This window comes from Acinetobacter sp. Colony158, from assembly GCF_019264745.1.
Lineage (GTDB): Bacteria > Pseudomonadota > Gammaproteobacteria > Pseudomonadales > Moraxellaceae > Acinetobacter > Acinetobacter ursingii.
In genome coordinates this window covers 1,128,178-1,151,910 of sequence record NZ_CP078523.1, presented here as the reverse complement: position 1 = coordinate 1,151,910, position 23,733 = coordinate 1,128,178, and the positions used below count along the sequence as shown (strand labels likewise).

Sequence of the window (23,733 nt, the reverse complement as noted above, 5' to 3'; positions counted from 1 at the left end):
AAAAGCTCTCGGATGAGAGCTTTTGTATTACATTAATTTCACGCCTTGCTGACCAGCAGGGGTGACTTTAAAGATTTCAACTTCAAAGCTAATATTTTTACCTGCAAGCGGATGATTAAAATCCACTTCAGTAATATCATCATTGACTGATGCCACGACACCAAATAATGATGCTTTGGCTTTATCTTCAAATTCGATCATATGACCGATGATAGGACGCTGTTCAAATTTAACTGTATCAAACTTTTGAACATTTTCAGGGTTCCACGGACCAAAAGCATCTTCTGGTGGCAAATGCACGGTACGACGGTCACCTGCGCGTAAACCAAATAAAGCTTTTTCAAAACCAGGCAATAAATTACCATCGCCAATGATTAAGCTGACTGGCTGTTCGCGACTACGCGTGTTATCAATCTCGACGCCATTTTCCAGCGCTACAGAAAAATGTAACTCGACCTGAGCGCCTTCTTGAATACGAATTTCTTCATTTGGTTGAATAATTTCAGTCATGTTTCACTTCTGCACGTTGGATACGTTTCTTTTCAAGAAAAAAAGTATCAATTAACAAGAGGATGGTTCCTAGCGTAATGGCACTGTCGGCAATATTGAATGCAGGAAAATGGTGGTCTTTATAGTAGACATGAATAAAATCGACCACATAACCCAAAGTCATGCGATCAATTAAATTGCCTAAAGCACCGCCTAGAATCAGAGCAATGGCCGCAGGCAAAATGATATTGTGTTTAGGCATACGCATCAGCCAAAACACAAAAATAATCGAGACAATACCTGCTAGCCCTGTAAATAAATAGTGCTGCCAACCGCCTGCATCCGATAGAAAACTGAATGCTGCGCCATAGTTATGCAACAGCGTCCAGTTTAAAAATGGTAAGACAGGCACTGGATCTGCATAATTCAGATGAGTACTGGCGATCCATTTGGTCCATTGATCTAAAATGATGGCAAGGACAGCCAGTCCAAGCCAAATCAGATTATGCGGATAAAACTGGAATAAGCCTTGTTTTGTTTGGGTCTTAGGCATATTTTCTCACTTCGCCACGACCTGCGACGTTTACGATACAACGACCACATAAACCCGGATGATCAGTATGGGTATTCACATCGGGCAATACATGCCAGCAACGCACACATTTTTCACCTTCTGCTGCCGAAATTTGAACTCGTAAGCCATCCATCTCGGTCGCTTCGCCTTGTTCAGCGAATGGATAGACATTGACTTGAGACGTAATGAGAACAAAACGTAATTCATCACCTAATTGGTTCAATACTGTTTGCAGTTCATCTTTGGCCCAAATCTCAACTTTGGCAGACAAATTACTTCCGACCAGCTTGGCATTACGTGCTGCTTCAATCTGCTTGTTGACGGCAGATTTAACCTGAATCAAGGTTTGCCAATCGGCTTCAGAAATCAGATTTGCTGTGGATGCCACAGGTAAATCATACCATTCAGCCGTAAACACATATTGTTCGGTTTGCTCTGGAATCAATGGCCAAGCTTCTTGTGCAGTAAAGCTCAAGATTGGTGCCATCCAGCGAACAAAGGCTTGAACTAAGTGATACAGCGCAGTTTGTGCAGAATGACGCGCCTGTGAATCCGCTTTGGTGGTGTACTGACGATCTTTAATAATGTCGAGATAAAAACCACCCAAGTCATTGATACAGAAATTGGTCAAAGCGCTACATACAATATGGAAGTTCATATCTTCATAGGCTTGTTGAACCGTTTTCTGAACTTCCGCAGCACGTTGCAGGATGTATTGATCCAGTGCGATTAATTGATCAACTGGCAGGGCATCGGTTGATGGTTTAAAGCCATTGAGGTTGGCCAACAAGAAACGCAAGGTATTACGGATACGACGATAACCATCTGATGCACGACTGAAAATTTCTTTACCCGCAGTCATTTCATAACGATAGTCGCTCGAAGCAATCCAGAAACGAAGACCATCGGCACCCATGTCTTTGATGATGTCTTGTGGCGTGATGATATTGCCCAAAGACTTCGACATTTTGCGACCTTTTTCATCGACCACGAAACCGTGTGTGAGTAGACCTTTATATGGCGCGCGTTCGTTGATAGCAATCGAAGTCAATAAAGATGACTGGAACCAGCCACGATGTTGATCTGACCCTTCTAAATATAAATCGGCAGAATCGGTGAGTTCTTCGCGTTGACGCAGTACAGCATAGTGGGTTGTACCCGAATCGAACCAGACATCGAGCGTATCACGTACCGCATTGTAGTGTTCGGCATCTGCACCGATAAAGTCTTTGGCTTCACGATTGAACCAAGCATCAATGCCTTCTTTCTCAATCAACTCCGCTACTTCTTCGATTAGTTCAGCCGTACGTGGATGCAGTTCATGTGTATCTTTGTGCACAAAGAACGGAATTGGAACACCCCAAGTTCGTTGACGTGAGATACACCAGTCTGGACGACCTTCGATCATCGACTCAATTCGGTTTTTACCCCAGTCAGGCACGAAGCTGATGTCATTTTCAATCGCATTTAAGGCACATTCACGTAAACCCTTGGCATCCATGCTGATAAACCATTGCGGTGTGGCACGGAAGATAATTGGAGTTTTGTGACGCCAACAATGTGGATAGCTGTGTACGATCGGTTGATGCGCCCATAAACGGCCTACAGCGCCTAATGCTTCAATAATTTGCGGATTGGCTTTATAGATATGTTCGCCTGAAAAAATGGGCGCAGTCGGTAAATACACGCCATTGCCACCGACAGGATTATCCACTTTCAGGTTATAGATCAGACCCACTTTATAGTCGTCTGCACCATGACCCGGCGCGGTATGTACAGCACCCGTACCACTGGTCGCAATGACGTGTTCACCTAAAATCACAGGCACTTGACGATCAGCCAACAGGGGATGCTGTAAGCTCAGATGTTCAAGCAAGGCACCTTTGAAATCTGCCAAAACAACAGGATTTTCTAGTTTATAACGGGCAATCGCAGATTCAACCAGATCTTTGGCTAAGATAAAGTTCTGAGTACCGCGGTCACTTTGTACCTGTACCAATTGATAGTCAATTTCGGCATGTAATGCAACCGCTTGGTTGGCAGGTAATGTCCATGGCGTTGTCGTCCAGATCACGATATCGGTTGGTGCAGTGACTGCAACACCTACGCGCTGACCAAGATCATCCAGATCAACCACACCAAAACCGACATCAATTGCATCGGACTTTTTATCTTCATATTCAACTTCGGCTTCTGCCAGTGCTGAACCACAATCGATACACCAATTGACAGGTTTTAAGCCTGGCTCGATATGACCTGCTTTTTGAATTTCACCTAGAGCACGGACGATATCCGCTTCTTGTTTAAAATTCATGGTCAGGTACGGATCTTGCCAATCACCAAACACACCCATACGAATAAAGTCTTTGCGCTGTAAATCGACCTGACTCATGGCGTATTCACGGCAAGCTTTACGGAAAGTTGAAGCATCGACCTTTACACCAACCTTACCGACTTTTTCTTCGACTTTGAGTTCGATGGGTAAACCGTGACAGTCCCAACCCGGTACATAAGGCGCATCAAAACCATCCATGACACGGCTTTTAACAATAATGTCCTTTAAGACCTTATTGACTGCATGACCCAAGTGGATCTGACCGTTCGCGTAAGGAGGGCCATCATGTAAAACATATTTTTTCTTGCCAATACGCGCTGCACGAATCTTCTGATAAATGTTGTCGGCATACCACTCTTCTAACCATTTGACTTCGCGCACAGCCAGATTGGCTTTCATGGCAAATTCGGTGCCTGGCAGGTTGAGTGTGGCTTTATAATCCACGGCATTTTCAGGAGTTTGCTTATCGCTCATGCAAGTTGTCTTCCAGTTCGATCAGCGTTAAAGCTGACGTGTTTTAGCATCAAAAAAATTCAAGATTAAAAAGGGAATTGTGGGTGTTGCTCTCGAAATTCAAGCAAATCTTCCACATCTTGGTCAATTCCAGCTTTCAGCGCGTCCAGCGATGGATAGTTTCGTTCACCATGCAAAAAGTTTAGAAACGTCACTCGCATTAACAGGCCATACAGATTAGCAGAAACTTGCGGGAAATGTACTTCCAATCGCCATTCGGGATGTTCCTGTTGAATCGCAGGGCGTGTTCCGACATGACCTGCACCAAATAAACTGTCGGGATGATAGCCCTCAATGCCTTTTTGTGTAGGATCATCACTTTGCACTTTATCGCGTAGAGACCTGCTTTCACAGACCACATCTACCCCATAAATACCGCTTAAACACGGTTTATGCCGATTTAAACGCACATTAATGGTCGGGAAGTTAATAGTGCGACCAATCTGATCGCCATATTGCACTCGACCTATAATGCTGTAAGGACGACCCAACAGCTGTGCTGCCAGAGCTAAATTACCTTCGGCCAAAACCTGACGAATACGAGTAGAACTCACCCGTTCTCCATGGTATTCAATGGTGTCTAAATTGGTGACTTGAAAGCCATAATCACGTAAAAACGCGCTATTGCCTTGACGGTTTTTACCAAAATGAAAATCATCGCCCAAAATCAGTTGCTGTGCATTGAGTTTAAAATGTAGTAAATCTGCAAATTGTTGTGCGCTTAAACCACGAAATTGTTCATCAAATTTGGCAATAGCAATATAGTCCACGCCTAATTCAGTCAAATATTCGACTTTTTCTCGAAGCGAACTGATCCGTGGTGGCGCATCAAAGCCTTTAAAATATTCAAGGGGTTGGGGCTCAAAGATCATCACCAGCGTTTTTAAGCCGTTTGATTGTGCAATTTTTTTGAGTTGTGCAATCATCGCCTGATGCCCCAAATGGACACCGTCAAAGTTGCCAATCGTCACCGCAGTCGCAGGCAACTTAAAATTTGGCGATAAGGCATTCAGGCGGAGCAGTTTCATGGATGTCAATGAAGCTAATTTTTGAAAGTCCTCTATATTGCCATAAACTGAGGGCTTGGTGCTATTGTTGCGTTTTTATGCAGGCAAAAAGCACGATCTTTTTTCTTATTATCAATAATACTTATAATTAGATTAAAAATAAATCAATTTTTCTTATTTTAAACTTTGATTATGATGCTTCTATCAGACGATGAGATAAATTGGATGAATATTCTATTTGATCAAATGCAATTGAAGCAAAAATTGATTCGGGAATTTACCCCAAATTGGTTTGCGGTGGTCATGGGTACCGGTGTGGTCGCCTTGATTTTGGCGCATTTTCCTTTTGCATCCAGTTCATTTTATCGTCTTGGCATGATGTTATGGATATTCAATAGCGCATTGTTCATTGTTTTTAGTGTGCTGTATCTGGCACGCTGGTTTTTTTACCCTGAAGAAGCCAAGCAGATTTTGAGTCATCCAACCATGAGTTTGTTTCTGGGTACGATTCCCATGGCATTGGCCACGGTTCTCAATGGTTTTTTGAGCTATGGCATGCCTCTTTTCGGTGAATTGGCTGTGATGATTGCGCTTAAACTTTGGTATCTGGATGTGCTATTGGCGATTTTGGTGGGATGGATTGTGCCATTTTGTATGTTTAGTCGTCAGCAACATACACTACCGAGCATGACTGCAATGTGGCTATTACCGATTGTCGCCGCAGAAGTTGCCGCAAGTTCTGGGGGCTTAATTTTGAATGTTGCGCCACATTTACCCAATGCTGTTGCAATCTTATGGGGCAGTTACATTCTCTGGGGCATGTCTGTATTACCTGCGTTTTTAATTCTTGCCATTTTGGTTTTACGCTTGGCCTTACATCAGATCCCTCAAAAAGAGTTGGCGATTTCAAGTTGGTTATCGATTGGCCCGATTGGAACGGGAGCACTGGCAATGTTGTTACTTGGACAGGCTGCTCCACAGGTTTTGCAACAGCATAATTTACAACTGCTTGGGCCTTTTTTGCAGCATAGCGGTCTATTCATTGCTCTGGTGTTTATGGGAGTCGGTATTTGGTGGTTAGGCATTGCAATTTTTGCAAGTTTGCATCATTTGCGACAGGGCATTCCATTTAATTTGGGCTGGTGGGGATTGACCTTTCCTTTAGGAGTGTTCATCTTGGCACTGCAACAATTGGCGTTACAATTACAATGGAGTAGTTTGACGGTGATTGTCCACGGTTTAATGATGTTGTTATTGGGTTTATGGGTGTTGGTCACTTTAAAAACGATTCGTGGGGCATATACAGGACAATTATTTTTTTCTCCTTGCTTACAGATTTGGAAACAGCAGCAGGAAAATCATTAATTCTTTTTAGATAAAGTTGTATATGCAGAATTGATCAGCTTAAATGCGCTGTAATGAAACGGAGAGAATACAACATGAAAGTTGCGCTGATCATGGCAATTCCTGATGAATCCAAAGGTCTATTTGAGCAGGCGGGTATTCGTGTTCACTATAGCGGTATTGGTAAAATCAATGCCGCCTTTAGTGCATTTGACGTGATTCAAAAAACGGGCTGTGATGTGCTGTTGAATTTAGGGAGTGCAGGCAGTGCTACGTTTGATGCACATACATTGGTTGAAGTCAGTCAGTTGGTGCAACGTGATATGGACGTTTCTCCTTTGGGCTTTGCGATTGGAACTACGCCTTTGGATCAGGACTTTCCTGCTGCAATTGAGCTTGAACCCTTTTTTTCAGAATTGCCAAAAGGCATTTGTGGTACAGGTGATTCTTTTGAAACCGGTGCACCCAAGCTCACCTGTGATCTGGTGGATATGGAAGCGTATGCGATCGCCAAGGTGTGTAAAAAATTAGGTGTTCGCTGCATTTCAGTCAAATACATTAGCGATGGTGCCAATGATACGGCGCATTTGGATTGGGAAGCCAATTTACTTTTGGGCGCACAAAAGTTACTGGCCTTATATCAGCGCCATTTCTAAAATAGTGAATTAGGTTTGAAGAAAAAGGCATAAATCTTGCTGGGTGATTGATAACTTAATTTGACCAAATGGTTTAAAATGAACTATCAGCTTTATCCTGCTTTCAATGCCAGTCAGGAATACGTGGTTTTTTCTTCGGGTCTGGGTGGACACGGCCAGTTTTGGCAGCCACAGATTGCTGCTTTTCAGCAAACTTATAATGTTTTGATTTATGATCATGACGGCTGTCATGCTGATAGTCCCTTATTGTCAGAAACTTATTCTTTTCTGGATTTAGCCGAGCAAATTAAAAATCTATTGCTGCAATTGAATATCCACCAGTTCCATTTTATTGGTCATGCGATAGGCGGATTTATTGGGTTGGAATTGACACAGTTGCTTGGTACATCTGGATTAAACATGCAAAGTTTAACTGTGATTAATGGTTGGGCAGCGTTAGATCCACACACTTTAAAATGTTTCCAAACCCGCTTGGCTTTACTCGAACATGCGGGAGTTGCGGCGTATATTGCTGCACAGGCTTTATTTTTATATCCGCCAAGCTGGATTTCTCAGTATCATCTTGAAATTGAGCAACAAGAACAAAAACAGCAAAAAGATTTTCCACCAATTCAAAATGTTATACGACGTATTTCAGCATTAATGCATTTTCAGATCACACCACAGCATTTGACTGAGCTTGCGCAAAGGCCCGTTCTTTTGATTGCAAATCAAGATGATATGTTAGTGCCATATCATCAAAGTTTAAAACTCTGGAAATTAGTAGCTCAAGCCGAACTCTATTTGATGGCAGAGGGAGGGCACGCTTCAACGGTAACGCAAGCGGCTTTGGTCAATCAGCGGATTTTAAGATTTTTACAGCAGATTTGATCGATCTTTATCACCATTCAGATCATAGCAAAATGCGCTGTGACGAGTCCCATCAATTTTAATCTTCTAAAGCTGATTAGCACCGATAAAGATCAAGCTGAAGGACGTGGCAATACGCCGTAAAGCATCATATGTACCGTATGCTCAATGGCACGTTGCTGCATACTACGATTACGCAGGGTTTTGCCTGTGACCATTTCCATTTGGGTACTAAAGTCAGCATAATTTTGAGTGACCGCCCAGATATTTAAAATCAATAATTCTGGATCAATGTCGGCAGAAATCTTGCCTTGTTCCTGCCATATTTGAATCACTTTGGCCTTGCGTTTAAACAGTTTTTTTAATGGCCCTTTTAAAATTTCCAAAATATGCGGTGCACCCTGAATAATCTCTAAAGCAAAAAGCTTAGAGGCTTTAGGTTGAGTCCGTGATACTTCTATTTTTTGGATCAAATAATGCGCCAGTGCTTCTGTCGGTTCGAGTTCGACTTCCAGTGTTTGTAAAGGTGCCAGCCATTTTTGTAAAACCGTGGTCAGCACTTCCACATACAGCGCTTCTTTATTTTCATAATAATAGAAAATATTGGACTTATGCATATTTGCCAGTTGAGCAATTTCATCCAGACTTGCCCCGCTAAAACCGTAAGTTGAAAAGACATCCAGTGCAGCACTGAGCAACTGATTTCGTTTTTGCGTACTCTTTTTTTGTTCCATTGGCATAACTAGTCTAGACGGTTCAGAAGGATTGTAAGGTAAACCGCGCGATTTGTGCACAGCCTAAATTTATTTTTCTGCCCGAGAAGAAAAAATAAGTACTTCATCTTGCGGGAGTTGTTTGAAATTCCAGCATCTTTTTGTTCAAAAAGCAAACAAATTATATAAATTTTAGTCGAATGTCATGATCACGATTTTGCTGTTTTTTTGCACGTTATTGACTCGCTTTTCACTCAAATAGTGCATTGTTGTGCGCCATAATTTTACTAAATGGTAAAAACAATTTGACCATATGTTTTATTCAAATGCTTATAAATTATGAATAAAACAAAGTTGGCATGGCATATGCATTAGAAAATAATAAGAAATGGCCATTCTTAAAAATTGAATCGATGAGTTTTAGCGATTGCTCAAGTCATCCATGCATTCCATCTTCCCAAGAGGATTGACCAAATGAAAATAGGTGTTTTTTGTCCCATCGGAAACAATGGCTGGCTGCTTTCAGAAAATGCGCCACAATATATGCCCACTTTTGAACTCAACAAGCAAATTGTACAACGCGCTGAACATTATGGTTTCGATTTTGCCCTGTCCATGATCAAGTTGCGTGGATTTGGTGGAAAAACTGAATTTTGGGATCATAACCTCGAAACTTTTACGTTAATGGCAGGACTGGCTGCGGTTACCAGCAAAATTAAGATTTATGCAACTGCGGCAACATTGGTGATGCCACCAGCGATTGTGGCTCGGATGGCCTCGACCATTGATTCAATCTCCAATGGACGCTTTGGTCTGAATGTCGTGACAGGTTGGCAAGCCCCTGAATATAGCCAAATGGGCATGTGGCCAGGCGATGAATATTTCGGTAAGCGTTATGAATATTTGTCTGAGTACGTTCAAATTTTGAGAGAACTTTGGGCGACAGGGCAGTCTGATTTTAAGGGTGAACATTTTCAGATGGATGATTGCCGAGTGAGTCCGCAACCACAAAGTGAGATGAAAATTATCTGCGCAGGACAATCCGATACAGGGCTCGAATTTTCCGCCCAACATGCCGACTATAACTTTGTATTTGGTAAAGGATTGAATACACCAACGGCATACGCAGAAATTAATGATCGTTTAAAACATTTTACCGACCAAACAGGTCGTGATGTTCAGACCTATGTGTTGTTTATGGTGATTGCGGCAGAAAGCGATGCAAAAGCAATGGCGAAATGGCAAAGCTATAACGACGGTGCCGACGTAGAGGCGATCAATTGGCTGATGAATCAAGGTGGCAAAGATACTAAATCAGGCACAGATACCAATATTCGTCAAATGGCATCCAGTGTTTCACCCGTCAATATCAACATGGGAACGCTAGTCGGTTCGTATGAGAAGGTCGCCGCCATGCTGGATGAAATTGCAGAGATTCAAGGGACAGAAGGCATCTTGCTGACTTTTGATGACTTTGTAAAAGGCGTTGAAGACTTTGGCGAACGGATCCAACCGCTGATGAAATCGCGTCAGGAGGTGGTTGCTGAGTATCAACCCACTCAAACCTTGGAGAAAAGCGCATGAATACCGTAATTGCAGATTTTACCGAACGCGCAGGTACAGGTCGTGTGTTAAAAGCAGAACCTGAAGCGATCCAACTTGCGCCAGAACAGACCGCTCTCATCGTAATTGATATGCAAAATGCCTATACCTCGATCGGAGGTTATCTGGATCTGGCAGGTTTTGATGTGTCCAAAACCAAACCTGTGGTGGAAAACATTCAAAAATCCGTCGTAGCGGCACATGCTGCGGGCATTCAAGTGATCTATTTTAAAAATGGTTGGGACAATCAATATGTAGAAGCGGGTGGTGCAGGCTCTCCTAATTTTCATAAATCCAATGCACTGAAAACCATGCGCAAACAACCTGAACTGCAAGGCAAATTACTGGCCAAAGGCGGTTGGGATTTTGAACTCATTGATGAGCTACAGCCGACCAGTCGTGACATTGTGATTGAAAAACCACGATATAGCGGTTTCTTCAATACTGCACTGGATAGCATGTTACGCGCTCGCGGGATTCGCAATTTGGTGTTTGTCGGGATTGCCACCAATGTCTGTGTGGAATCGACTCTGCGCGATGGTTTCTTCCTTGAATATTTCGGGGTGGCCTTAGACGATGCCTGCTATCAGGCCGGTCCGCCTGAAATGCATACGGCCAGTATGTACAACATCAAAACTTTTTTTGGCTGGGTGTCAGATACACAAAGTTTTGTCGACACTTTTCAACATAACCCACAGTTTGCCAAGACCGCTTAAGGGAGTATCGTCATGCCTAAACAGATTATTTTACCAGCAGGAACACCACCGCCTTTAGCACCGTATGTGCCTGCAACCAAAGCCGATAATATCGTGTATGTCTCAGGGATTTTAGCTTTTGATGAAAATAACAATGTGCTGCATGTCGGTGATGCCGCCGCACAAACCCGCCATGTATTAGAGACGATTAAGGGAATCTTAGCCAATGCGGGCGGCAGTTTAAAAGACGTGACCTTTAACCATATTTTTTTACGAGACTGGGCAGATTACGCCGCGATGAATCAGGTTTATGCGGAATATTTTCCAGATGAACGTCCCGCCCGTTACTGCATTCAGGTGGGATTGGTCAAACCCGATGCACTGGTTGAAATCGCCTCAGTCGCGCACGTTTAACTACACCAAAACCAATTTCTTATGCTGTTAAATAGCACACGTGAATCCTCATGACGTTGATGTTTTGAGGGGGAGATCAGCAATGACTGTATTAACACACACCACAAATCAGCTTAAAAGCTTGCTTGAAAAAATTACACCGTCTCATCGTTCTACGCATTTGCAGGTCGATCAACAGGCCTTTCGACAGGGGATGTCGAATCTGGGCGCTGCGGTTAATGTGATTACCACCGATGGTGTCGCTGGGAAATCAGGTTTTACGGCTTCTGCCGTGTGCAGTGTCACCGATACCCCACCGACATTATTGGTGTGTTTAAACCGTTCTGCCTCAGTATTTGAAACTTTTCAGAAAAATCAGGTGCTTTGTGTCAATACGCTGGCGGCGCATCAGACCACCCTATCTAATCTTTTTGGTGGCAAAACGCCAATGCCTGAACGCTTTGCCCAGGGAGAATGGCAAACATTGGTCACACAGGCGCCTGTTTTAGAAGATGCCTTGGTGTCGTTTGATTGTGAGGTGGTGCAGAGCCTATCCGTCGGTAGCCACGATGTTTTTTTCTGCGAGGTCAAGGCGATCCAGTATGGTCAGGGACAAAACCCCCTGATGTATTTTAACCGCAACTATTGTGAACCCCATTATGTAGCTTAAATCTCATGTGAAATGAGGAGAAATAGCGATGTCGAGTCAAGAACCGTGGTTTGTCAAATTTAAACCTTATCAAGGCAATCTGGATCAAAATCCTGTTCAGATTGATGAATATCTTCCCGCAGGAAAAAGTGTTGTACTGGGTTTACAACATGCTTTTGCCATGTTTGGGGCAACCGTGCTGGCACCGTTATTGATGGGTTTTGATCCCAATCTGACGATTTTTATTACTGGTTTTGGCACCATTTTATTCTTTTTAATTACAGGTGGGCGTTTACCCAGCTATTTAGGTTCAAGTTTTGCATTTATTGCAGCAGTTGCCGCGGCAACGGGCTACAACGGTATTGGAGCAAACCCAAATCTGGCTTTGGCTTTGGGAGGAACAGTTGTCTGCGGAATAATTTATGCGCTGATTGGTTTGGTGGTGATGCGTACAGGTACGGCATGGATTGAAAAATTGATGCCACCGATTGTCACAGGTGCCATCGTCATGATCATCGGATTAAATCTTGCTCCAGTGACGATTAAAGGCGTTTCTAGCAATGGTTTTGATACATGGATGGCGGTTCTCACTATTCTATGTATTAGCGCAGTAGCAGTATTCACCAAAGGCATGCTTCGACGTTTGCTATTACTGGTCGGGTTATGTGTGGCTTATTTTGCCTATTTTATCTTCGCCAATGTATTGGGATGGGGCAAACCCATTGATTTTACCCCCATTGCGCAAGCGGCTTGGTTTGGCTTACCGACCTTCCATACGCCCGTTTTTCAAGCCAATGCGATTTTGCTGATAGCCCCTGTTGCCTTGATTTTAGTAGCAGAAAATCTGGGGCACTTTAAGGCGGTTTCTGCCATGACTGGACGCAATCTTTCGCCGTATATGGGGCGTGGATTTTTTGCTGATGGCGTGTGTACCACCATGTCTGCCTCAATTGGCGGGACAGGGATGACCACCTATGCTGAAAATATTGGCGTGATGGCGGTAACCAAAGTTTATTCGACGACCGTATTCGTTGTTGCGGGAATATTTGCCATTTTACTGGGTCTTTCACCTAAATTTGGTGCCGTGATTCATACCATTCCGGTTGCTTTACTGGGCGGCGCTTCGATCGTGGTCTTTGGTTTGATTACCGTGGCAGGGGCTAAAATCTGGATTGATAATCGGGTTGATTTTAGTCAAAACAGTACCCTGATTATTGCCGCAGTGAGTTTGATCATGGGGGCAGGAAATTTCAGTTTACATATCGGTTCGTTTGATCTGGGCGGGATTGGAACTGCGACGCTGGCTGCGATTGTACTGAATTTATTACTGAATCGAAATCAAAAGACTTTAAACCAGACAGACACTTCAGCACATGATGATCAAAATATTCAACCGCTTAGCCCGCGGTCTTAAGGAGTAAATCTGCTGATGCGTATCGGATTTATAGGTCTAGGCGCGATGGGATGGCATATGGCGGGGCATTTAACTCAGCTCGATGCCACGGTCATGGTATGGAATCGAACTCAACGTAAAGCAGAGGCACATGCAGCCCAATTTGCAACAGTTGCAGTTGATCTGGATGTGTTAGTACAGGCCGATTTTATTTTTTCCTCCCTTCCAACAAGTGCAGAGGTGGAAGCGATGATTGCTGCACATCCACCTCAATCTGGCAGTATCTGGATAGATTGTACCAGTGGTGTTCCTTGCTCGGCACAACACTTGAGCCATTCGTTAAAACAGCGGAATATCGAGTTTTTGGATGCGCCAGTTTCAGGACAAACCATTGGTGCAGAACAGGGAACATTGACTGTAATGATTGGGGGTGATGCCACTGCTTTTGAACGAGCCAAAGCTGTGATTCAGGCCTTTGCGGGAAAGATTGAACATGTCGGAGAAAGTGGAGCTGGCTTTGCGGTCAAGGCGATTAATAATAGCTTGATGGCTGCTAATCTTTGGGCATTAAGTGAGGGGTTGTCGGTACTCAAGGCGCGTGGGGTCAATTTAGAAGCTGCTTTGGCATGTATTAATCACTCCAGTGGTAAAAGTACCATGTCTGAGACGGTGATGCCGCAAAAAATCATGAATCGGCGCTTTAATAAAACGTTTGCGCTGCATTTATTGCAAAAAGATATCGGAATCGCGCTTGATCTGATCGCAGAGACTCAGCAGCAGGGACGTTTATTATATGCTGTACAACAGTTGTATGCTCAAACCGATCGACAAACAGCAGAGCACGTCGATTTTTCAGCGGCTATTCAAGTGCTTGAGCAATCTCATCAAGTATTGTTGAATTAAATAGGTAAATTCTTGAATGAATAAAAGCCGCAGATTGCGGCTTTATTTATGTGGCCAAAACAGCCTCTAATACACGTTGTTCTAATTCTGCAAATTCAGCCCCTTTTTTGCGTGGTCGAGGTAGATTGACCTCAAAACTATGCGCAATATGACCTTTATCCAGCAAAATAATTTTGTCCGCGAGTTGGACTGCTTCACTGACATCATGTGTGACCAAAATGGCGGTAAAACCTTGTTCTTTCCACAAGCGCTCAATCAGATTTTGCATTTCCAGACGGGTCAAAGCATCCAGTGCGCCTAAAGGTTCATCTAAAAGCAGGATACGTGGTGAATGCGATAAAGCCCGAGCCAGCGCTGTACGTTGGCGTTGACCTCCCGATAGCTGTGATGGCCATTGATCTGCTTTGTCTTTGAGTCCGACTTTTTCCAAGAGTTGTTCAGCAATATCACGTTTATCTTTGGCTAATCCTAGCTGTACATTCTGTAAAATACTTTTCCAGGGCAAAAGACGTGGATCCTGAAACATCACCCGAATATCATCACTGGTAATGCCTTCACGAAAATTTCGTGCAGATTTAAACTTAATCTCGCCATAACTGGGTTGTTCCAAATCTGCAATTAAGCGCAGCAGCGTACTTTTGCCACAGCCACTTCGACCTACAATCGCAACAAACTCACCCGGTCGAATATGCAGATCAAGATCTTCTAGAACCTTCACCTGCCCATAAAATTTATGCAGCTGTTCAATACTGATTTCGGCACCTATCGGTGCATCTTCAACCTGAACAGACGTTTCAAGAGGTCGGTTCGCTGGTTTATCTGGATATAACGGTAAATTTAAATTGGTCATGATCAAAGCCCTCGAAATTTATGGTTGATAGCCTGCATGCCAGCGCAAGAAATAGCGCTCAAGCCCCTGTGCCAGAACATCAGCAAGTTTGCCCAATAAGGCGTAAAGTAAAATCCCGACCAGCACCACATCGGTCTGTAAAAATTCACGTGCATTCATGGTCATATAACCAATACCAGACTGTGCCGAAATCGTTTCTGCCACAATCAACAGTACCCACACCAGACCCAGTGCAAAGCGTAATCCGACCAGAATGGACGGCATCGCACCCGGTAAAATGATGTCTTTATACAGTTGCCAGCGGGTCAAACCATAGCTTTTTCCCATTTCGATCAATTGTGGATCAACTGAACGAATACCATGATAGGTATTGATATACATTGGGAAAAAAACACCGACTGCGACCAGAAATAATTTGGCAGATTCATCGATGCCAAACCACAGGATCACCAAAGGAATTAGCGCCAATGCAGGAATATTACGAATCATCTGTAAGGTCGTGTCGAGTAGCGTCGAGGCGGTTTTGGATGAGCCATTGAGTAATCCTAACAGCAGTCCTAATCCGCCCCCAATTAACAGACCGAGCAGTGCTCGACCTGCACTGACTTTGACATGATGCCAAAGTTCACCACTGACCAGCAGATGCCAGAATGCACTAATCACCGCCGTTGGCGCAGGTAAGACGCGGCTTTGCAGGATTCCTGTGCTGGACGCGAGTTGCCAGATCAGGATCAATGCGATTGGAAACAGCCACGGTAAGCTGCGTTTAAAAATCGCTATTGTTCCACGTGAAACAATAGAGGAGGCTGTATTGAAACTCATACAGGCTCCTTGACCACTTTTTCTTTCTTGGTCTGATCAGGTGCATAGTTATTGGCAATAATTTCACCGAAAGGCCCTGTAAGGTTCGGTTGCGCCAGTTTTTCACGGGTTTTGAGTGGAAGTAGTGGAAACACCAGTTCAGCAAAACGAATCGATTCTTCCAGATGAGGGTAACCAGAGAAGATAAAGGTGTCGATCCCTAAGTCGGCATATTCCTGAATGCGCGCAGCAACCGTTTCTGGATCACCCACCAGCGCGGTACCTGCTCCACCACGAACCAGTCCAATGCCTGCCCATAAGTTTGGCGAAACTTCAAGTTTGTCACGTTGACCACCGTGTAGAGCCGCCATGCGTTGCTGACCAACCGAATCCATTTGTGCAAATTTCTTTTGTGCTGCGGCAATGGTGTCATCATCCAGATATTGAATCAGTTCGTTGGCTGCTGCCCAAGCCTGTTCATTGGTTTCACGCACAATCACATGCAAACGGATCCCATAGTTCAGAGTGCGTCCTTTGGCAGCAGCTTTTGCTTTCATACCTTCAACTTTCTCTTTAACCGCCGCAGGAGGTTCACCCCAAGTCAAATAGGTATCGACTTGTTCAGCCGCCAGTTCTGAAGCAGCATCGGATGAACCACCAAACCATAAGGGTGGATAAGGTTTTTGAATCGGTGGATAGAGCAGTTTGGCTTCATCGACGCTCAAACGATCACCATGAAAGGTAAATGCTTCGCCTGTATGTGAGCGCGTCAGGATTTCACGCCAGATTTTAACGTATTCACTGGCGGTCTGATAACGGGTTGAATGGTCTTCATACAAGCCATCACCTTTAAGTTCTTGTTCATCACCGCCTGTCACCAGATTAAGCAATACGCGACCGCCAGATAAACGATCAAAGGTGGCGGCCATACGGGCTGCCAGTGCAGGGGTGGTAATCCCCGGACGTAGCGCCACCAGAAATTTCAAATGCTTGGTTGCATCAATCAGGCTGGCCGCAGTAATCCAAGGATCTTCACATGAACGTCCCGTTGGAATCAAAACACCGCTATAACCCAGATTATCCACCGCCACCGCAATTTGTTTCATATACGCATGATCCACCTGACGCGCACCTTTGCTGGTTCCTAAATAGCGACTGTCACCGTGAGTGGGAATAAACCAGAAAATATTCATATTAACCTTCCTTTAAATGCGTTTTCATCAAATTGCGTGAGTGTTAAGAAACTCAGTATTCATTAACTTAAAAATTAAGAAGCCTTGGGTGATTTGGCTGTCCAGATGGTTTGACTCACCTGAATACTTTTAGGAATCAGTTGAACTTGCAGAAATAGATCGGCAATATTCTGTTGGGCTTGGGTGACTTCAGGCGTCACAGGTTGTACAGGTGATGGCTTAAGTCGCTTGTCTAGTACTGCTTTGGCGACTTGGGTATCCAGTCCAGTGCTTTGTGCATAAATACTTAAACCTTCATCTTGATGTTTCACAAACCATTGATCTGCTTGGTTTAAGCCAGTTAATACTTTTTGCGCAGCATCAGGATGCTGTTGGATAAATTTTGGATTACCAATATAGAAAGAATAGGTAGTTGGGAAAGCTGTGCCATCGATCAGCGATTTAGCATGACCTTTAAGCTCAGTGGTACTTAAGTACGGTTCCCAGATTGACCAAGCATCGATGGCACCTTTGTCAAAGGCGGCACGGGCATCGGCAGGGGGGAGCCAGACGGGTTGAATGTCCTGCCAGCTTAAACCTGCTTTTTGTAGCACCTTGGCAAGCAATTCATGCGCACTTGAACCCTTTTGTACCGCGATACGTTTTCCTTTAAGGTCTTGAATCGATTTGATTGTGCTATTGGCTGGAATCAGCAAGGCTTGAGAATTGGCAGGGACCACTTCATAACCGACATAGCTCAGATCTTTATCAGCGGCTTGCGCAAAGATGGGCGGTGTATTGCCGACTGCACCAAAATCTACGGCACCTACAGCCAACGCTTCAAGCATTTGTGGGCCAGCTGGAAATTCACGCCATTCAATTTTGGCATTTGGAAATTCCTGCTCAAATATTTTTTGCTGTTTAGCAATCAAAAAATTCAGTGAAGATTTTTGAAAACCGATGGTTAAGGTTTTCACTGGCGCGGTCTGGGTTGTGCCTGCCTCTTTTTGTGCTTGCGCATGAGATTCGGTTTTCTGGCAAGCACTGAGCCCCAATCCAAGACTTATAGCGCCAATCGCACTCCACTGTTTTAAGCTAATCATCAGTTATTATCCTATTGGTTTTATTTATTTAATTTCGCCAGTTAAGATGGCATCTTGAATTTTTAATGGCTGTGGAATTAACTTTTGTTGATAAAAAGCATCGGCCACTTGTTGCTGTTCGTTAATCACTTGTGGCGACAATGGCGTCACGCCAAAGCCCATGCGGGAAATTGAGGTTTTTAGAATATTGAAATCCAGTGCAGTCGGTTTTTCTAGGAGTTTGGCAGCATCATCCTGATGAGTCTTAACCCATTCCGTACTTTGATTCAGTTCATTGACCAATGTTTTCAACACATCTGGGTGGTTCTGGGCAAATTTACGATCTGCCAGATAAAATTGATGGTTGCTGACCAGATTTTGTCCAGTGGCAAGGACACGTGCACCAATTTGTTGTTCTGCCGCAGCAAAGAATGGATCCCAGATCACCCATGCATCGACGGCACCTTTTTCAAAGGCAGCACGGGCATCGGCAGGCGGTAAGTACACCACTTGGATGTCATTCAGGCTTAGTTGGTTCTTTTCTAGGACTCTAAGTAATAGATAATGCACATTGGAGCCTTTATTGAAGGCGATGCGTTTACCTTTTAAGTCCTGAACGGATTGAATTGTAGAATTTTTAGGCACAATCAGCGCTTCAGCATTGGGTGCAGCAGGCTGATTGGCGACATAGACCAAATTCGAATTGGCTGCTTGAGCAAAAATAGGAGGCGCTTCACCTGCCTCGCCAAACACCACACTTCCGACATTTAAACCTTCCATAAGCTGTGGACCCGCAGGAAATTCCACCCACTTGACCGTAATCCCCTGATCTTTTAACGCTTTATCTAGTACGCCACGCTCTTTGACTATCGGCAATAAACCATATTTTTGAAAACCGATATTTAAGGTGGTGAGATCCTGAGCTTCTTTTTTGGCACAGCCACTGAGCATCATGATTCCTGCGATACTCGCCGTCATCACTGAAAATTTGAACCACGAAGAAGAAAGGATGCGTGTCATGAGGTGTATTGCCCTAAATCTAAAAGTAAGCTTTGAGGGCACACCTTAAAACCATTTCTATTGCATAAAAAATAAGTTTTTTGACATTAGTTATGAAAAAAATGGATAAATAAAAAAGTGCTAAGGATATGCAAAAAGGAATATTTAAAAGAAATAGCAAAGATCAAAACATATCTATTAAATATTTGATCTTAAATATTTTATTGAATAAGAATAAGTTTATGAAAATAATTAATAATCTTGTTAAAGCGCAACAGAAGTTTTATGACTAAGCTTAGTTAGAATAAAGATATACACCGTTATGCTAAAGCCAGCCCATTGTACTCAATGGACTGGCCGCTCAAAAAAAGAACATCAGGATTTACATCAACATTTTTTTAAATACCAATGAATTTCGTTGATAGTTATACAACTCTTGCCGTGCATTGGGGAGATCGTCGACACTGGCAGTCTGAAAACCTTGTTCCAAGAACCAGTGCGCGGTGCGCGTGGTGAGTACAAATAATTGTAAGATGCCGTTTTGTCGGGCTTTTTCTTCTAAGAAATGTAGGATTTGACTGCCACGGTTCGACTTGCGATAAGCAGGATCCACTGCGACACAGGCGATTTCAGCAGAACGGATTTCATTTTTTGCTGTTGGAATTGGATAGAGCGCAGCACAGGCTAGAATCATGCCATCGCGTTCGATCACGGCAAATTGTCCAATTTCACTTTCTAATCGTTCGCGGGAGCGATAGACCAAAATACCATCTTGTTCCAGTGGACGTAGTAGATTGATCAGTCCACCAACATCCTGAATGGTGGCCATACGGACTTCTTCATAATGTGCATCGGTAATCATGGTGCCGATACCATCACGAGTAAATAACTCCTCAATTAAAGCACCATCGTAGGCATAAGAGATCAAATGCACCCGATGTACACCTGACAGTGAGGCGCGCTGCGCTCCCTGTAAATGCAAGGCCATTTCATCATCATCTTGCTGAAATTGCTCAATATAATGGTCTAACTGATGTGAATTGAGTTCCCGTAATACTTTGCCCTGATCATCCAGTAAGCCTTGTTTATTACCCAAAAAAATCAGTTTGTCGGCTTGTAGGGCGATTGCAGTTTTGGTGGCAACTTCTTCTGCCAACAGATTAAACACTTCGCCTGTGGTGGAATAGCCTGTTGGTCCCAGAACCACAATATTATGATTATCCAAATGGCGCTGAATGGCATCGGTGTCGATACTGCGAACTTCTCCCGTGAGCTGAAAATCCACGCCATCACGAATTCCATAGGGTTTGGCAGTGACAAAGTTGCCAGAAACAGCATCAATACGCGCACCAAACATGGGTGAGTTAGCCAGCCCCATCGATAACAGGGCTTCAATTTCCAGTCGGATAGAACCCACAGCATTCATAACGCAGCCGAGAGATTCGCGTGTGGTGACGCGACGATGCAGGTGGATCGGGGTTTGAATCTGTTTTTCTTGCAGATTTTGATTAATTTGTGGACGTGCGCCGTGGACTAAAATCAGTCGGATACCCAACGAATGCAATAACGCAATATCATGAATAATATGTTGAAAATTAGGGTGTTGAACGGCTTCACCGCCGAACATTAAAACGAAAGTTTTATTTCGATGTGCATTGATATACGGTGCTGAGTGACGAAACCAACGCACATAATCTTGCGTGGTGCTAGAAGTAGACTCAGTCTCGTGTAATTGCATAATCGACTCAAAAATAGAGAAATATAGACTGATTTTAAACAAAATTCGTTAAAGGGGAATGCCTGATGCAAAAAAACACCCTAATCATCATCAGGGTGCTTTAAAAAAGCTTAGACGTGATCAAAGCATTTTTAGAATTTTATGATCATGTTGAGAGACGAGAACATAGTGTCCATTCAACTGATACCATTGCTGACCACGTTTGGGCTGCGCCAAGTGTTTGTGGCTACGGTAATCAACCTGATAGCGCGATGACTGGTACTGACGTGGTAGGGTATGACCAATCCGCCAGTCACGGCTCGGATCCAGCTTTTTATCCATCTCATGTTTGGGTTGATGAAGTTCTGCCTGATTTTGATGGACATAATGTTTTGAATGCGGATCTTGTGGAGCGGCCATGGCGCTGGTTGCCAGTAATCCACTCATGCCCAAAACCAGTGTACTGATCCATTTATTCATCTGCATAATGTACCTCTATCATGTTTCAACTTATCTTTGATGGTTTTAACTTAACGTCAAATTTGAGAGAAAACGTGAAGAGTGCATAGCAAATTGTGAAAGATCGGGATGGATTAAGAAGAGCATGTGAACATAGGGTTAAAAAAAGCCCAGATTTGGAATCTGGGCTAGAAAAAAGTAATATTTTTAATAAAAGTAAATCGTTTAAAAACCTACAATCCGAATAATATCATTGGTATCTGAGTTGACTAAGATATAGTCATTGTTGATTTTATACCATTGCTGATTTCGGTCAGGTTTCGGCAGATTATGATCCCGATATTCAACTTTATAGCCATTGCTGCGATAGTGTTGAGGCATGACATAACCAGCTTGCCAGCGATGCTGTTTTAAGCGTTGTACGCCACGTTCTTCACGCATACGGCGTTGTTCTGAGCGCATCTGTTCATTGTCATCATTATGATTGCGATCATAACCACGCTCTTTACGTGCCTGAGGAAAATCATGGCTATTATCGCGATCAAAATACGGTCCAGCCACTGCAACCGTACTCATTAGTGCAGTCAAAGATAATGCCAGAACTGTCAAAATCTTTTTCATCATGCTTCCTCGGTGACGTACTTCTTTTTCATGGTTTTAATGTACAAAAAAAATGCAGAGAAACTGTGAAGATTGCGCAATAATTCAATTAAAAATATGAAGATAAGACTGATCTTTTTGCCTAGGCATTTTGCACTGTTTTAATTTGTTTTGTCCAGTCGGATAAGTCTTAAGTCTGAGGGATTTGAAGCTTAATACATCTATAAATAGCAGATATAGCAATAACAGAGCTTGAGTAATGTATTTCAAAGCGAATTTTCCATACGTTTCACATCCTTAGCGAAGTGAAACGGGTTTAATGCCATTGTTCAGAAAAACGCTGCAAGGAATCTAGCATGACGATGATGTCTGTTGCCTGTTGAGCATCATCTAGTGCAATCACAAGGGTTTCTGAAAGTTGTAAATGACGAATCGATTGAATAATTTGTTTCTTATGAATGGAATCCCGCATGACTGTTCTCCTTAAGGATCAATGAAAATATGAAGGCAGTTTAAATGGGGTTGTATAATTTGTAAAAACGAATAATTTTCTTATTTTAATTTAAAAATACGATTATTGTGTTAGAAAAAAGCATCCCGAAGAATGCTGATCTTTTTCTGTAAGAGTAGGTTTAGTCTTGCGCATCGATACTTTGACCATCCAGATGCAAACTATCATCACCCATCAGGTATAAATAAGCAGGCATAATCGATTCTGGAGTAGGCAAGCTTAATGGATCTTCATCTGGATAAGCTTTTGCACGCATGGCGGTGCGGGTTGCACCCGGATTAATACAATTAAAACGAATATTGGGATGGATATGCTCTGCGGCAAAAATTTTACTGACCGTTTCGATGGCGACTTTGGAAACAGAATAAGCTCCCCAGAGCGCTCGTGCTTCACGTCCGACTCCAGAACTGGTAAATACCACCGAAGCATGTTCTGACTTTTGTAAAAGTGGTAATAAAGCCTGAGTCAGCATAAAGGGCGCACGTACATTGACGGCCATGACATCATCCCAGATTTGGGGTGAATAATCGGCTAGAGGAACACGTTCACCTAACATTCCCGCATTATGCAAAATCCCATCCAGACGACCAAATTGCGACTCAAGGGTATTCACCAACAACTCATAATCACGTACCGACGCACTGGAAAGTTGTAGCGGTAAAATCGCAGGTTGTGGCGCACCTAGACTTTCAATTTCATCATAAATCACTTCGAGTTTATTCAGGGTTCGACCATGTAATACCACAGTTGCGCCATGTAGCGCGTAGCTCATGGCGGCAGCACGACCAATGCCATCACCCGCACCTGTAATTAAAATAATACGGTCTTTTAATAAATCGGTACGAGGCTGATATTCTGAATATTTCATGGTGAACCTCCCTAAAATTTGATTCAAATTATAATGATACTGCTCACATGCTAACGGGTTTTTGTGAACTTAACTGTAGTAATTGGCGTAACATGCAGTGTAATTCAGTAACATCCTGCACGATGGCATTCGCTTGCCATGCTTCGAGATCATCCTGATATTCCAGTGGCAAATACCCATAGGCGGCCAAAATCGTATACATCTTGGCGGCGCGACCTGCATCGATATCACGTGGATGATCGCCCACATAAATGATGTGTTCGCTAGGCAAATTTAACTGTCTGGCAGCCAGATACATCGGCTCAGGGTCAGGCTTGGTCTTGCTGACATCTTCAGGGCACACCAGTACACTGCAACGTTCAGTTAAATTGAGTTCAGCCAGTAACAGCTCACTTAAACCACGTGGTTTATTGGTGACAATGCCCCACGGAATTTTMGCYGCTTCCAGTTCTTCAAGCAATGGATACATGCCTGAAAATAAGTCAGTATCGACGACAATCTGCTCGGCATAAAGATCCAGAAAACGCTGGCGATGCTGTAAAAACACAGGATCATCTAG

General features: G+C 43.4%; 25 protein-coding genes. 9 read left to right on the top strand and 16 right to left on the bottom strand.

From position 1 onward, the window contains the following. Window positions 1-27: 27 nt before the first annotated feature. From JR005_RS04490 to ribF, 4 genes are all read right to left on the bottom strand, one after another. Entirely contained in the window at window positions 28-510 is a 483-nt protein-coding gene (locus JR005_RS04490; protein WP_151721680.1) for an FKBP-type peptidyl-prolyl cis-trans isomerase, read from the bottom strand. Continuing rightward, window positions 503-1,042 carry a signal peptidase II gene (gene lspA / locus JR005_RS04485; protein WP_119686257.1) on the bottom strand — a complete coding sequence of 180 codons (540 nt, stop codon included), beginning with the start codon at window positions 1,040-1,042 and terminating at the stop codon, window positions 503-505. Before lspA ends, JR005_RS04490 begins: the two co-directional genes overlap by 8 nt. Further along, window positions 1,035-3,872: an isoleucine--tRNA ligase gene (gene ileS / locus JR005_RS04480; RefSeq protein ID WP_218665628.1), complete on the bottom strand. Its 2,838-nt coding sequence runs from the start codon at window positions 3,870-3,872 to the stop codon at window positions 1,035-1,037. The genes lspA and ileS overlap by 8 nt, the downstream gene beginning before the upstream one ends. A gap of 65 nt (window positions 3,873-3,937) precedes the next feature. Then, complete coding sequence (ribF, locus tag JR005_RS04475) at window positions 3,938-4,939, bottom strand: riboflavin biosynthesis protein RibF (protein ID WP_218665627.1); 1,002 nt, start codon at window positions 4,937-4,939, stop codon at window positions 3,938-3,940. Between the two features lie 204 nt (window positions 4,940-5,143). Between ribF and JR005_RS04470 the strand changes: the two genes are divergently transcribed. The 3 genes from JR005_RS04470 to rutD all read left to right on the top strand — a co-directional run bounded on the left by JR005_RS04470 (window position 5,144) and on the right by rutD (window position 7,788). Continuing rightward, complete coding sequence (locus JR005_RS04470) at window positions 5,144-6,283, top strand: TDT family transporter (protein ID WP_218665626.1); 1,140 nt, start codon at window positions 5,144-5,146, stop codon at window positions 6,281-6,283. 53 nt (window positions 6,284-6,336) lie between these two features. Continuing rightward, a complete protein-coding gene (locus tag JR005_RS04465) occupies window positions 6,337-6,918 on the top strand; it encodes a 5'-nucleosidase (RefSeq protein ID WP_371863753.1) in 582 nt (193 codons plus the stop codon). 78 nt (window positions 6,919-6,996) lie between these two features. After that, on the top strand, window positions 6,997-7,788 hold the full coding sequence (rutD, locus tag JR005_RS04460) for a pyrimidine utilization protein D (protein WP_151731922.1): 792 nt from the start codon (window positions 6,997-6,999) through the stop codon (window positions 7,786-7,788). Between the two features lie 92 nt (window positions 7,789-7,880). Here rutD and JR005_RS04455 read toward each other — a convergent pair whose 3' ends face one another. Then, a complete protein-coding gene (locus tag JR005_RS04455; protein WP_119686251.1) occupies window positions 7,881-8,501 on the bottom strand; it encodes a TetR/AcrR family transcriptional regulator in 621 nt (206 codons plus the stop codon). A 453-nt stretch (window positions 8,502-8,954) separates the two neighbouring features. Here JR005_RS04455 and rutA point away from each other — a divergent pair, with 453 nt between their 5' ends. From rutA to JR005_RS04425, 6 genes are all read left to right on the top strand, one after another. After that, the gene (gene rutA / locus JR005_RS04450; protein ID WP_218665625.1) at window positions 8,955-10,064 is read left to right on the top strand and encodes a pyrimidine utilization protein A; all 1,110 of its coding nucleotides are present in this window, start codon (window positions 8,955-8,957) and stop codon (window positions 10,062-10,064) included. Further along, a complete protein-coding gene (rutB, locus tag JR005_RS04445; protein WP_218665624.1) occupies window positions 10,061-10,798 on the top strand; it encodes a pyrimidine utilization protein B in 738 nt (245 codons plus the stop codon). Before rutA ends, rutB begins: the two co-directional genes overlap by 4 nt. A gap of 12 nt (window positions 10,799-10,810) precedes the next feature. Next, complete coding sequence (gene rutC / locus JR005_RS04440; RefSeq protein ID WP_044436688.1) at window positions 10,811-11,191, top strand: pyrimidine utilization protein C; 381 nt, start codon at window positions 10,811-10,813, stop codon at window positions 11,189-11,191. A gap of 82 nt (window positions 11,192-11,273) precedes the next feature. Next, entirely contained in the window at window positions 11,274-11,840 is a 567-nt protein-coding gene (rutF, locus tag JR005_RS04435; protein ID WP_119686250.1) for an NADH-dependent FMN reductase RutF, read from the top strand. A 28-nt stretch (window positions 11,841-11,868) separates the two neighbouring features. Then, a complete protein-coding gene (gene rutG, locus JR005_RS04430; protein ID WP_004988840.1) occupies window positions 11,869-13,233 on the top strand; it encodes a pyrimidine utilization transport protein G in 1,365 nt (454 codons plus the stop codon). Window positions 13,234-13,248: 15 nt separating this feature from the next. After that, complete coding sequence (locus JR005_RS04425) at window positions 13,249-14,115, top strand: NAD(P)-dependent oxidoreductase (RefSeq protein WP_004988839.1); 867 nt, start codon at window positions 13,249-13,251, stop codon at window positions 14,113-14,115. Between the two features lie 46 nt (window positions 14,116-14,161). Here JR005_RS04425 and JR005_RS04420 read toward each other — a convergent pair whose 3' ends face one another. The 11 genes from JR005_RS04420 to JR005_RS04370 form a co-directional block, all read right to left on the bottom strand. Next, window positions 14,162-14,965 (bottom strand): ABC transporter ATP-binding protein, encoded by an 804-nt coding sequence (locus tag JR005_RS04420; RefSeq protein WP_004988838.1) that lies wholly within the window; start codon window positions 14,963-14,965, stop codon window positions 14,162-14,164. An 18-nt stretch (window positions 14,966-14,983) separates the two neighbouring features. After that, window positions 14,984-15,787 (bottom strand): aliphatic sulfonate ABC transporter permease SsuC, encoded by an 804-nt coding sequence (gene ssuC / locus JR005_RS04415; protein WP_004988837.1) that lies wholly within the window; start codon window positions 15,785-15,787, stop codon window positions 14,984-14,986. Then, entirely contained in the window at window positions 15,784-16,959 is a 1,176-nt protein-coding gene (gene ssuD / locus JR005_RS04410; protein WP_004988836.1) for an FMNH2-dependent alkanesulfonate monooxygenase, read from the bottom strand. The genes ssuC and ssuD overlap by 4 nt, the downstream gene beginning before the upstream one ends. Before the next feature lie 74 nt (window positions 16,960-17,033). Continuing rightward, complete coding sequence (locus JR005_RS04405) at window positions 17,034-18,041, bottom strand: aliphatic sulfonate ABC transporter substrate-binding protein (RefSeq protein ID WP_004988835.1); 1,008 nt, start codon at window positions 18,039-18,041, stop codon at window positions 17,034-17,036. 24 nt (window positions 18,042-18,065) lie between these two features. Further along, on the bottom strand, window positions 18,066-19,040 hold the full coding sequence (locus tag JR005_RS04400) for a sulfonate ABC transporter substrate-binding protein (protein WP_010588878.1): 975 nt from the start codon (window positions 19,038-19,040) through the stop codon (window positions 18,066-18,068). 361 nt (window positions 19,041-19,401) lie between these two features. Continuing rightward, entirely contained in the window at window positions 19,402-20,757 is a 1,356-nt protein-coding gene (argA, locus tag JR005_RS04395; protein WP_151829372.1) for an amino-acid N-acetyltransferase, read from the bottom strand. Window positions 20,758-20,877: 120 nt separating this feature from the next. Further along, complete coding sequence (locus tag JR005_RS04390) at window positions 20,878-21,222, bottom strand: RcnB family protein (protein WP_218665623.1); 345 nt, start codon at window positions 21,220-21,222, stop codon at window positions 20,878-20,880. Window positions 21,223-21,420: 198 nt separating this feature from the next. Then, on the bottom strand, window positions 21,421-21,816 hold the full coding sequence (locus tag JR005_RS04385; RefSeq protein ID WP_004994549.1) for an RcnB family protein: 396 nt from the start codon (window positions 21,814-21,816) through the stop codon (window positions 21,421-21,423). Window positions 21,817-22,111: 295 nt separating this feature from the next. Further along, complete coding sequence (locus tag JR005_RS04380; protein WP_004988825.1) at window positions 22,112-22,267, bottom strand: hypothetical protein; 156 nt, start codon at window positions 22,265-22,267, stop codon at window positions 22,112-22,114. A 160-nt stretch (window positions 22,268-22,427) separates the two neighbouring features. Next, window positions 22,428-23,174, bottom strand: a complete 747-nt coding sequence (locus JR005_RS04375) for a YciK family oxidoreductase (RefSeq protein WP_218665622.1) — start codon at window positions 23,172-23,174, stop codon at window positions 22,428-22,430. A 43-nt stretch (window positions 23,175-23,217) separates the two neighbouring features. After that, on the bottom strand, window positions 23,218-23,733 hold a 516-nt coding region (locus JR005_RS04370; protein ID WP_228731756.1), incomplete at its 5' end, for an HAD family hydrolase.